10 protein-coding genes are annotated in these 9,924 nt (G+C 64.4%); 6 read left to right on the forward strand and 4 right to left on the reverse strand.

Going from position 1 to position 9,924, the window contains the following annotated elements:
• The 4 genes from ACK41V_RS17910 to ACK41V_RS17925 all read right to left on the reverse strand — a co-directional run.
• A partial coding sequence (locus ACK41V_RS17910) for a M1 family aminopeptidase (protein WP_409784253.1) occupies positions 1–1,047 on the reverse strand: 1,047 nt, incomplete at its 3' end.
• Positions 1,031–1,705 (reverse strand): HAD family hydrolase, encoded by a 675-nt coding sequence (locus ACK41V_RS17915; protein ID WP_409784254.1) that lies wholly within the window; start codon positions 1,703–1,705, stop codon positions 1,031–1,033. The genes ACK41V_RS17915 and ACK41V_RS17910, both read right to left, overlap by 17 nt.
• Before the next feature lie 9 nt (positions 1,706–1,714).
• Positions 1,715–2,819, reverse strand: a protein-coding gene (prfB, locus tag ACK41V_RS17920; protein ID WP_409784256.1) for a peptide chain release factor 2 whose coding sequence is annotated in 2 segments (ribosomal slippage) — positions 1,715–2,737 and positions 2,739–2,819 — 1,104 coding nt in all. Because the reading frame shifts where the segments join, the coding sequence is not laid out codon by codon here.
• A 222-nt stretch (positions 2,820–3,041) separates the two neighbouring features.
• On the reverse strand, positions 3,042–3,950 hold the full coding sequence (locus ACK41V_RS17925; RefSeq protein ID WP_409784258.1) for an alpha/beta fold hydrolase: 909 nt from the start codon (positions 3,948–3,950) through the stop codon (positions 3,042–3,044).
• A 305-nt stretch (positions 3,951–4,255) separates the two neighbouring features.
• Between ACK41V_RS17925 and ACK41V_RS17930 the strand changes: the two genes are divergently transcribed.
• From ACK41V_RS17930 to ACK41V_RS17955, 6 genes are all read left to right on the forward strand, one after another.
• Positions 4,256–5,251: an AraC family transcriptional regulator gene (locus ACK41V_RS17930; protein WP_409784259.1), complete on the forward strand. Its 996-nt coding sequence runs from the start codon at positions 4,256–4,258 to the stop codon at positions 5,249–5,251.
• A 208-nt stretch (positions 5,252–5,459) separates the two neighbouring features.
• On the forward strand, positions 5,460–6,740 hold the full coding sequence (andAc, locus tag ACK41V_RS17935; RefSeq protein WP_409784260.1) for an anthranilate 1,2-dioxygenase large subunit AndAc: 1,281 nt from the start codon (positions 5,460–5,462) through the stop codon (positions 6,738–6,740).
• Positions 6,741–6,753: 13 nt separating this feature from the next.
• The gene (gene andAd / locus ACK41V_RS17940) at positions 6,754–7,299 is read left to right on the forward strand and encodes an anthranilate 1,2-dioxygenase small subunit AndAd (protein ID WP_409784261.1); all 546 of its coding nucleotides are present in this window, start codon (positions 6,754–6,756) and stop codon (positions 7,297–7,299) included.
• A gap of 11 nt (positions 7,300–7,310) precedes the next feature.
• Positions 7,311–7,658, forward strand: a complete 348-nt coding sequence (andAb, locus tag ACK41V_RS17945; protein ID WP_409784262.1) for an anthranilate 1,2-dioxygenase ferredoxin subunit AndAb — start codon at positions 7,311–7,313, stop codon at positions 7,656–7,658.
• Positions 7,659–7,712: 54 nt separating this feature from the next.
• Positions 7,713–8,927, forward strand: coding sequence for an ABC transporter substrate-binding protein (locus ACK41V_RS17950; RefSeq protein ID WP_409784263.1), 1,215 nt, complete (start codon positions 7,713–7,715; stop codon positions 8,925–8,927).
• Positions 8,928–8,964: 37 nt separating this feature from the next.
• Positions 8,965–9,885, forward strand: coding sequence for a branched-chain amino acid ABC transporter permease (locus ACK41V_RS17955; protein ID WP_409784265.1), 921 nt, complete (start codon positions 8,965–8,967; stop codon positions 9,883–9,885).
• Positions 9,886–9,924 lie beyond the last annotated feature (39 nt).

Consider the following 9,924-nt stretch of genomic DNA (forward strand, 5'->3'; position numbering starts at 1 on the left):
GAACTCCTGGTCGCGGAACACCGTGAGGCCTTCCTTCAGGCTCAGCTGGAACCAGTCGCGGCAGGTCACGCGGTTGCCCGTCCAGTTGTGGAAGTATTCGTGGCCGACCACGCTTTCGATGTTGCCGAAGTCGGTGTCAGTGGCGGTGGATTCGCTGGCCAGAACGTACTTCGTGTTGAAGATGTTCAGGCCCTTGTTCTCCATGGCGCCCATGTTGAAGTCGCTGGTCGCGACGATCATGAAGCGCTCCAGGTCCAGCGGCAGGCCAAAACGGGCTTCGTCCCACGCCACGCTGTACATCAGCGAGTTCATGGCGTGTTCGGTCTTGCCCAGGTCGCCGGGGCGCACATACACCTGCAGCAGGTGATCGGTGCCCGAGCGGCTCTTGATCTTCTGCTCGCGCGCCACCAGCTTGCCTGCGACCAGGGCGAACAGGTAGCACGGCTTTTTGTGCGGGTCCACCCACTTGGCAAAGTGGCGGCCGTCTTCCAGCGCGCCGCTGTCCACCAGATTGCCGTTGGACAGCAGTACGGGGTATTGGGCCTTGTCGGCGCGCAGCGTGACGGTGTAGCTGGCCATCACATCGGGGCGATCCAGGAAGTACGTGATGCGCCGGAAGCCCTCGGCCTCGCACTGCGTGAAGAACGTGCCCTGGCTCACATACAAGCCCATGAGCTGCGTGTTCTTGGCAGGGCAGCAGGTGGTGAAGATTTCCAGCGCGAAGGGCTCGCTGCCGTTCTCTTCAATGGTTGGCAAATTCTCCAGCACCAAGCGGGCGCCTTCCATCTTGAACGAGGTGCCCTGGCCGTTGACCAGCACGCGTGCCAAGTTCAGGTCGTCGCCATCCAGCTTGAGCGGCTGCGCGGCCACGTCGGGGTTGCGGCGCAGCGTCATGCGGTTGAGCACGCGAGTCTTGTTAGGGTCCAGGTCGAAGGTGAGTTCGACGCTGTCGATCCAGTAGGCGGGGGCGGTGTAGTCCTCGCGGCGGATGGCGGTGGCCGGGCCCGCGGCGTCTCCGCTTCCGTCTGCGTTATGCAGTTGCAACATGGATGCTCTCCAGAAAGTCGGTGTTCATGAGTTCGGTGTAGTTGCGCACGGCGGCCAGCACGTGTGGCCCCGCCAATTGCTCGGGCGTGTGGGTGCTGCAGATGGCCACGGCGCGCATGCCGGCGCGGCGCGCGGCCTCGATGCCGAATGGGGCGTCTTCAAAAACGATGCAGTGCTCGGGCGCTGCGGCAATGCGGCGCGCAGCTTCGAGAAAAATGGCAGGTTGCGGTTTGCCGGGCAAGCCTTCATCGCCGCGCACGATCACCTGTGGGGCGGGTTCCAGGCCCAGGTGGCCCAGTGCAAATTCCACATTGCCGATATCGCCCGCTGTGCCCACCGCCACCTTCAGCCCGCGTCCATGCACCTGCGCCGCAAACTGGCGAAAGCCCGCCACCTCGGCAAAGCGCGGGGCAAACAGTTCGCGGTAGATGGTTTCCTTCTCGTGCGTGAGCGCGTCTGCCTCATCTTGAGACACGGCGCGACCGAGCAGTTCGACGATGCACTCGGTTCCATTACGGCCCGTGGTGCGCGCCATCAGGTCGGGCACGTCAATGTCCATGCCACGGCGGCGCGCAAATTCGACCCACGCCTGGGCGTGCCAGGGCATGGAGTCGATCATGGTGCCGTCCATGTCAAAGATGATGGCGTCGGTGCGCATCCGCATTGCTTAGACGCCTTGCTTCAGAGAGGCTTCAATGAAAGCGTCCAGATCGCCATCGAGCACCTTCTGCGTGGCCGATATTTCGACGTTGGTGCGCAGGTCCTTGATGCGGCTGTTGTCCAGCACGTAGCTGCGGATCTGATGGCCCCAGCCCACATCGGTCTTGGTGTCTTCCAGCTTCTGGGCTTCTTCCTGGCGTTTGCGCATCTCAAAGTCGTACAGCTTGGAGCGCAGGCGTTGCCACGCAATGTCGCGGTTGCCATGCTGGCTGCGCCCGTCCTGGCACTGCACCACGATGCCGGTGGGCATGTGGGTCAGGCGCACGGCCGAGTCGGTCTTGTTGATGTGCTGGCCGCCCGCGCCGGATGCGCGGTAGGTGTCGGTGCGCACGTCCGCCGGGTTGATGTTGATCTCGATGGAGTCGTCGATTTCAGGGTAGACGAACAACGAGGCAAACGATGTGTGCCGCCCGCCAGACGAGTCGAACGGGCTCTTGCGCACCAGGCGGTGCACGCCGGTTTCGGTACGCAGCAGGCCGTAGGCGTATTCGCCCTCCACCTTGATCGTGGCGCTCTTGAGTCCGGCCACGTCGCCCGGCGTTTCTTCTTCGACCGTGGTCTTGAAGCCCTTGCGTTCGGCGTACTTGAGGTACTGGCGCAGCAGCATGCTGGCCCAGTCGCAGGCCTCGGTGCCACCGGCACCTGCCTGGATGTCGATAAAGCAGTTGAGCGGATCGGCCTCCATGCGGAACATGCGGCGAAATTCAAGCTGCTCGATCTCGGGCTTGAGCTTGGCGGTTTCGGCTTCGATGACCATCAGGCCAGCTTCGTCGCCGTCTTCCTTGCTCATGTCATAGAGCTCGGTGTTGTCGGCCAGCTCGCGCGTGAGCTTTTCCAGCGTCAGGACGACGCCGTCCAGCGACTTCTTTTCTTTGCCCAGCTCTTGGGCTTTCTTCGGGTCGTTCCAGACCGAAGGGTCTTCCAGAGACGCGTTTACCGTGCGCAGGCGTTCAAATTTGGCATCGAAGTCAAAGATACCTCCGTAACTCTTGCGTTCGCACGGCCAGGTCGGAGAGGGTGTTGCCAATGCTGTTGATACGTTCTGCGTCCATGATTTTTGTCCTAGGTGTTCGGTGGAATAACCGGCAATTTTCTCATGGGATGGGGCACAGCCCTATCAATGCCCCCTGACGGGGCTGAAGCCGCTTCTGCGGCGTTCTCAAACACAGAGTTTTTGCGGGTGAAATTTCAAAAATGATAGCTACTAGCGCTTATTGGATAAGCGCTAGAGGCCAATTTCATTGAAATCCCACTCCAAGACCGTTCCAAGGCAGTCACGCTTCGTTCAAAAACTGCTCGATCAGTTGTGCCACCTGTTCGGGCTGGTCGTGATGCAGCATGTGGCCTGCGTCGTGCACCACGGCGGTACGGCAGGTGCGCACATGGGTCAGGCGCTGGTGGTATTCGTCCAGCGTGTACTTGCCGCTCCACCACTGGCTCAGGCTGTCACCGCTGGCTTCAACGGCCAGTACCGGGGCGGTGATGCGTTCGTAGATGGCCAGGGCCTCGTCTGCGCGAAAGAGCTGTGCGCTGGTGATCTTGTGAGCGGGGTCCCCCAGGATCTCCCACAGACCCTGCGCGTTGGGCCGCGCCCAGTGCTGTGCCAGCCATTGGGCCTTGTCTTCAGACAGGCGCGGGTTGGTCTTCATGAGGCGGCGGGCCACGCCGTCGGCGCTGTCATAGGTCTTCAGGTTTTTGTCGCCCTGGTGCAACTGCTTGATTTCGTCGATCCACTGCGCGTACCGGGTGGGCGCCTGCGCGGGCCGCGTGGCGGGCAGGCCAAAGCCTTCCAGGTTGACGAGCTTGCGCACGCGCTCGGGCCGCACCCCGGCGTACATCATGGCCACGTTGCCACCCATGCTGTGGCCCACCAGGTCGATGGCCTGCCCCGGGGCATAGTGGTCGAGCAGCAGGTCCAGGTCGGCCAGGTAGTCGGCAAAAAAGTAGTGGTCGGCCTGCGCGCTGGACGTGAGGCCGAAGCCGCGCCAGTCGGGCGCGATGATGCGCCGCTCTTGCTGCAATGCGTCCACCGTGAACTGGTACGAGGCACTCACATCCATCCACCCATGCACCAGTACCAGCGGGGGCAGGTCGCTCTGCTCGGGGCCCCAGTGGCGCACGTGGTAGTTGAGGTGGCGCAGCGCAAGGGTGCTGCTGCGGGAGGGTTTGCGGGGTGCGTACATGAGGGATTGCGGATGGGGCAAGTGGGGATCAAGGATGCGCGCCGACACCGGGCATCGGCAAGGGCGGGGCGGCATTGGGTGGGGTTGCCATGTTACTTCTGCAGGTAGCGTGCTGCAGGGGCGGCCTGTCGCACAGGTGGCTGGCGCCCATGGAGGTGGACGGGCGCTGAGGTGAGTACGGTAGTGGTGCGGTCAGGCGGCATACCCCTGGGTATGGAAATTGCTGTTTTGATGCAAATCAAAGCAGTCCATCACTGAATGTGCTGCGCCCACACCCATGTTGAGGTTTGTTTCTGATGGCTCCCTTGTCCTCCTTGTCCCTGGACCTTTCGGCGCTGCAACGGCGGCCGGTGTTCACGTCGGACGTGCGGGTGGACTCGCACGACCTCGTGGCCCGGGAGTTTTCGGACCACGGTCTGAAATGGTGCAGTGGTGCGGTGGATACCTCGCTGTCCAAGGTGCGCATCCGCCAGCTGCAACTGTTCATGCTGCAATACGGTGCGGAGGTCGAGATCCGCCCGCGCCCGTTTGATGATTTTGTTCTCGTGCACCTGTCGCTGTCGGGCACGGCCGAGATGGTGTCCGACGGCGTACCCATCCGCTTGCCCGCAGGCGCTGCGGCGCTGATTGCGCCGCGCCACAACCTGCACATGCGCTGGCAACAGGGTGCGCGCCAGCTCATCCTGAAGGTTCCGTGCCAGTTGCTGCGCGCGTGGGCGCCTCAATTGCTGGTGGGCGACACCACCTTTGCGCACCCGCTACTGCCTTTGTCTGCAGTGCAAGGGCAGCAATGGCACTTCTTGATGCAGTCGCTGCTGCACGTGAGCCAGCAGACGGTAGAAAGCACCGCGCATGCACGCTGGGTAGACCACATGGAAAGCAATGTGGCGCTGTTCCTGGCCTCGTGTGCGCAGGGCGTGCCTGCACTCTCTGTCACAACGGCCTCCATGGACCAACGAGTTGTTGGCAGCGCTGCGGGTGGTGATGTGCGTCGCCTGGACAAACTGGACGTATATATGCGCAGCCGCCTGTGTGCGCCGGTGGCGCTCGAAGACTTGGCGCGTGCCGCGGGGGTGAGCGTGCGGGGCCTGAACATGCTGTGCCAGCGCCACCATGGCGAATCACCCATGGCGCTGCTGCGCAACTTGCGTCTTGACGCCGTGCGCGCGCGCCTGCAGCAGCGCCCCGGCCACTGCGTGACCGACGCGGCGCTGGAGTTCGGCTTCGGCCACCTGGGCCGTTTCTCCAGCTACTACCGCGAGCGCTTTGGCGAGCTGCCGAGCCAGACTGCCGGTAGCTGACGCCTTCGGCCTGCCACGGCCCGCGTGGACTGCGATCTGCGCAGCCCCTGTGTGGACAGATGCGTGCGCCATCGGCCTCCGATCCGTTCCGTCTCCCCCACATTTGCAAGAACCGGACAGGCGATGGGGCCTCGTGTGCCGATACTGGATAGCGGCGCAGGGCGGTCGTTTCTAGCATGGAGGTATACCAATCGAAGAGGTCTTGCCCATGTCCGAAACCACCGTTGTCGCTGTTGCGCCGCCCGTCTCGCTCAAGGCGCAGCTGCAGGTGCATTTTCCGCAGCCCGATGGCTCCAACGTGCCCTACCGGGTGTTCAGTTCGCAGGAGGTCTACGACCGCGAGCAGGAGCGCATCTTCCGCGGGCCGGTCTGGAGCTTTCTGGGGCTGGAAGCCGAGATCCCGAGCCTGGGCGATTTCAAGTCCACCTTCGTCGGCGACACCCCTGTAGTCGTTACGCGCACGGCCGACGGGCTGGCCTGCTGGGTCAACCGCTGTGCCCACCGCGGCGCCATGGTGTGCCGTGAAAAGCGCGGCAACGCCGCCAGCCACACCTGCGTGTACCACCAGTGGAGCTTTGCCGCCAACGGCGACCTGCAGGGCGTGCCGTTTCGCCGCGGCCAGAAGGGCATGGTCGGCATGCCCAAGGACTTCAAGACCGAAGAGCATGGCCTGCAGAAACTGCGCGTGGACAGCTACAAGGGGCTGCTCTTCGCCACCTTCAGCGACGAGACGCCGGCGCTGCCCGAGTACCTGGGCGAGCAGATGCGCCCGTGGATCGACCGCATCTTCCACAAACCCATCGTCTACCTGGGCTGCACGCGCCAGTACTCCAAGTCGAACTGGAAGCTGTACTTCGAGAACGTGAAAGACCCCTACCACGCCAGCCTGCTGCACCTGTTCCACACCACCTTCAACATCTTTCGCGTGGGGATGAAGGCGCGCTCCATCCCCGATGCGAACCATGGCCTGCACAGCATCATCACCGTGACCAAGCCCGAGGTGGAGACGGATACCGCCGCGGCCTACAGCGCCCAGAACATCCGCTCCATGGATGAAGGCTTTGCGCTCGAAGAGCCCGCGCTGCTCGGCCAGATCCAAGAGTTCGACGAGATGACCACCAACCACATCCAGCCGATCTTTCCGCAACTGGTGGTGCAGCAGATCCACAACACGTTGGTGGCGCGCCAATTGCTGCCCAAGGGGCCCAGCAACTTCGAGCTGGTGTTTCATTTCTTTGGCTATGCCGACGACACACCCGAGCTGCGCGAGCTGCGCATGCTGCAGGCCAACCTGGTGGGGCCTGCGGGCTACATCTCCATGGAAGACACCGAGGCCACCGAGCTGGTGCAGCGCGGCACCGTGCGCGACGGCGACAAGCACTCCTACATCGCCATGGCGCGCGAGGCGCCCGAGCAGATGGACACCGTGATCACCGAGAACCTGATCCGCCGCTTCTGGGTGGGCTACCAGGGACTGATGGGCTACTGAGGGACCGCACACCATGACCACAATGACTCCCCCCACCGCCCCCACCGCCCCCACCGCCCCCACCGGCCCCACCGGCATCAGCCGCCAGGAGCGCCTGCAGCTGTGGACCGAGCTGCTGGAACTGCAGCACCGCTACGTGAGCGCGCTGGACAACAACCGCCTCGAAGAGTGGCCCGGCTTCTTCGTCGAGGAAGGCCGCTACGAGATCATCCCCAAGGAGAACTTCGACGCCGGCTTTCCCGCACCCATCATGTACTGCCGCAATGCCGGCATGCTGCGCGACCGTGTGCTGTCGCTGCGCAACGCCAACATCTTCGAGGACCACGTGTACCGCCACAGCACCTCGGGGCTGGTGATCACGGCCGTCAAGGACGGCGTGGTGCACACCCAGTCGAGCTACGTGGTGGTGATCACCGGCACTGCTGGCGATTCCAGCGTCTACCAGGCCGGCACCTACCTCGACGAGGTGGTGCTGCACGAAGACGAATGGCGTTACCGCAGCAAGCGCGTGGTCTACGACACCTCGCGCGTGGCCACCTTGCTTGCCACCCCCATCTGAGGACCAACGCCATGCAGACAACGACCGACAACGCACTGGAACAGGGCGCGGTAGCCGCCTGGCACGACGTGGGCGAGCCCGAGGATTTCCCGGACGGTGCCGTGTGGCCCGTGGTGGTGGACGGCCTGCCCGTGGCGGTGTTCCGCGACGGGGAGGGCCTCTTCGCCCTGTACGACCTGTGTACTCACGGCGCCGCCAAATTGTCCGACGGCTGGGTGGAAGACGGCTGTGTGGAATGCCCCTTGCATCAGGGCACCTTCGACATCCGCACGGGGGCGCCTTGCAAGGCGCCTGTCACCGAAGCGGTGCGCACGTTCCCGGTGCGCGTGGTGGCAGGGCGCGTCGAAGTGGGGCTTTGACGCACCGCGGCCCGGCACCTGTTTCTCTTTTTTGTTGATGGATAAGGATTGAAGATGGCACAACTCTCCCGCACCTCGCTTCGCAACCGGCTCGAAGTAGTCGCTCTGGCCGCGCTGGCCACTTTGGCGGCCTGCGCAACCTTCACTGCGGCGGCACAGCAGGGCCCCATCAAGGTCGGCATGGCGCTCGACATCTCGGGTCCGTTCTCTGGCCCTGGCGCCGATGCGCGCGATGGCTTCAACCTGGCCATCAAGCAGCTCGCTGGCAAGCTCGGTGGCCAGCCGGTGGAGTTCGTGCAGACCGACATGGCCGGCAGCCCCGACCAGGCCAAGCAACTGGTCGACCGCTTCGTGCAGCGCGAGAAGATCGACCTGTTCACCGGGCCCATCGCCTCCAACGTGGCGCTGGCCGTGGCGCCCACGCTGTTCGCGGCCAAGGTGCCCTACCTGTCGAACAACGCCGGCCCGAGCCAGTTGGCCGGCGCGCAGTGCAATGCCTACTTCTTCGGCACCGCCTACCAGAACGACCAGTACCACGAGGCCGCAGGCCAGTTCGCGGCCGACCGCGGCTTTGGCCGCATGGTGCTGATCGCCCCCAACTACCCCGCCGGCAAGGATGGCCTGACGGGCTTCAAGCGCAAGTTCAAGGGCACGGTGGTCGATGAGATCTACACCAAGGTCGGCCAGATCGACTACGCGACCGAACTCGCGCAGCTGCGCGCCGCCAAGCCCGAGGCCGTGTATTTCTTCCTGCCCGGTGCCATGGGCATCAACTTCATCAAGCAGTTCGTGGGGGCGGGGCTGTCCAAGGACATCATGCTGGTGACCAGCGGCTTCTCGGCCGACGAGGACATCATCGGCGCGGTGGGCGAACCCATGCTGGGCCTGTTCAACACCTCGCACTGGGCGCATGACCTGGACAACGCGGCCAACAAGGCCTTCGTGGCCGCATTCCGCAAGGAATATGGCGGACGCTACCCCTCGATCTACGCAGCGCAGGCCTTCGATGTGATCAGCGCCATGGACTCGGCTGTCAAGGCCGTGGGCGGCAAGGTGGCCGACCGCGAGGCCCTGGTCAAGGCCCTGGCCAAGGCCCAGTTCCCCTCGGTGCGCGGCAGCTTCCGCTATGCCAACAACCACTACCCGGTGCAGAACTTCTACCTGCGCACCATCGGCAAGAACGCCGAAGGCCGCGTGACCAACAAGACCATCAAGACGGTGCTCGAGAACTACGGCGACGCGTTCTCCGCCCAATGCCCCCTGAAGTGACCTTGCCACCGCAGCACCTGCGCACCTGCTTCACGCCATGAATCCGATCCTTATCGTCGAACAACTGCTCAACGGCGCAGGCTATGGGCTCATGCTCTTCCTGATCGCGGCGGGCCTGACCCTGGTCTTCGGGATCATGGACGTGATGAACCTCTCGCACGGCTCGTTGTTCATGGTGGGGGCCTATGTGGCGGCCACGGTGCACGTGCAGAGCGGCTCGTTCGCGGGGGCGGTGCTGGTGGCGATGGCCGCCACGGTGCTGGTGGCCGTGCTGTTGGAGGTGACGCTGATGCGCCGCCTCTACGGGCGCGATCACCTGGCCCAGGTGCTGGCCACCTTCGGCGTGATCCTCGTGGCCGACGATGCGGTGAAGATGATATGGGGCCCATCTCCGGTGATGGCGCCCACGCCCGCCCTGCTGTCGGGCCCGGTGGAGCTGTTCGCCGGCCTGCCTTACCCCTCGTACCGGCTGGTCGTGCTGGCGGCCGGGGTGCTGGTGGCTGGCCTGTTGTACCTGCTGGTCAACCACAGCCGCGTGGGCATGCTGGTGCGTGCGGGGGCATCGGACCGCTGGATGGCCGAGCTGATGGGGGTGCGCGTCAAGCGCGTGTTCAGCGGCATCTTCGTGCTCGGGGCGGCGCTGGCCGCCCTGGCGGGGGCCCTCATGGGCCCGCTGATGGCGGTGCAGGTGGGCATGGGCGAGGCCATACTGATCCCGGCGCTGGTGGTCATCGTCATCGGGGGCATCGGCTCGGTGCGCGGGGCCTTCGTGGCTGCGCTGCTGGTGGGGCTGGTGGACACCATCGGCCGCGCCTTCTTGCCGCTGCTGCTGCGCGCCACCCTGCCGCCCGCCGTGGCCGCCGACCTGGGCCCGCTGTGCGCCGAGGTGGCCATGTACGCCCTGATGGCGGCGGTGCTGAGCTTTCGCCCTGCGGGGCTGTTTTCTGCCAAGGCATGAAATGAAACACCCCCTGAGTCGCTTCGCGCCTTCACCCCT

This window comes from Acidovorax sp. (assembly GCF_046291265.1).
Lineage (GTDB): Bacteria > Pseudomonadota > Gammaproteobacteria > Burkholderiales > Burkholderiaceae_C > Acidovorax.

Coding starts and splice junctions, on each gene's coding strand:
- andAb (WP_409784262.1), top strand. CDS start 7,311: ATGCAGACAACGACCGACAACGCACTGGAACAGGGCGCGGTAGCCGCC.
- ACK41V_RS17915 (WP_409784254.1), bottom strand. CDS start 1,705: ATGCGCACCGACGCCATCATCTTTGACATGGACGGCACCATGATCGAC.
- ACK41V_RS17955 (WP_409784265.1), top strand. CDS start 8,965: ATGAATCCGATCCTTATCGTCGAACAACTGCTCAACGGCGCAGGCTAT.
- ACK41V_RS17950 (WP_409784263.1), top strand. CDS start 7,713: ATGGCACAACTCTCCCGCACCTCGCTTCGCAACCGGCTCGAAGTAGTC.
- andAc (WP_409784260.1), top strand. CDS start 5,460: ATGTCCGAAACCACCGTTGTCGCTGTTGCGCCGCCCGTCTCGCTCAAG.
- ACK41V_RS17925 (WP_409784258.1), bottom strand. CDS start 3,950: ATGTACGCACCCCGCAAACCCTCCCGCAGCAGCACCCTTGCGCTGCGC.
- andAd (WP_409784261.1), top strand. CDS start 6,754: ATGACCACAATGACTCCCCCCACCGCCCCCACCGCCCCCACCGCCCCC.